Origin of the sequence: Acinetobacter sp. NIPH 298 (assembly GCF_000369505.1) — a bacterium.
Taxonomy (GTDB): Bacteria; Pseudomonadota; Gammaproteobacteria; order Pseudomonadales; family Moraxellaceae; genus Acinetobacter.
The window spans coordinates 1,786,167-1,787,035 of sequence record NZ_KB850055.1 but is presented as its reverse complement, the minus strand read 5'-3'; the positions used below and the strand labels follow the sequence as shown (position 1 = coordinate 1,787,035).

1 pseudogene is annotated in these 869 nt (G+C 43.4%); it reads left to right on the top strand.

Going from position 1 to position 869, the window contains the following annotated elements:
* Positions 1–869 (top strand): annotated as a pseudogene (locus F903_RS16710) (hypothetical protein); the annotation flags it as partial.

The following is an 869-nucleotide window of genomic DNA, read 5'->3' as shown; positions in this document are numbered from 1 at the left end:
ATTGATGCTGGTAGTAAAGTAATCACCAATGTTGCAGATGGCAGTGCACCGAATGATGCAGTTAACTTTGGTCAATTAACGACGACCAATAACAACGTTGCTCAAAACACCACAGATATTGCAACCAACACAGCGAACATTACCACCAATACCAACAACATTGCGACTAACACTGGTGACATCACAACCTTAAAAGGTGGTTTTAACTTACAAACCAATGGTTCAAACAGTGGTGCGATCAAAGCGGGTGATACGGTTGATATCGGTGTGGTTGATCCAGCAGACACCAACTTAACTGCAACGAAGACAGGCAATAATGTCGCGTTTGCATTAAGCCAAGACTTGAGCTTGACTAGCTTGACTACGGGTAACACTGTAATCAACAACGCTGGTGTGACAGCAGACAAAGTAACTGTTGGCAATGTAGTGATCGACAAGACAACGAACCAAATCAGTGGCGTTGAAGCAGGTACAAACACTAAAGATGCGGTGAACAAAGGTCAATTAGATGCATTGGCAGCGCAACAAGCAGAAAATGACAATGCAGCAGTGAAATACGACGATGCAGCAGTTAAAGACAAAGTGACTTTAGCGGGTGCAGGTGGTACGACACTGACCAATGTGAAAGCAGGTGATGTGTCAGCAACTTCAACTGATGCGGTAAATGGCAGTCAATTGTTTACAACCAATCAAAAGGTTGATGAAAACACCACGAACATTGCAACCAATACCAGCAACATTGCGAAGAACACGGGTGACATCAGTACACTGAACACCACTGTAATGAATCAAGGCAATCAGATTACAACCAACACTGGTGACATCACGACTTTGAAAGGTGGTTTTAACCTACAAACCAATGGTGCAAA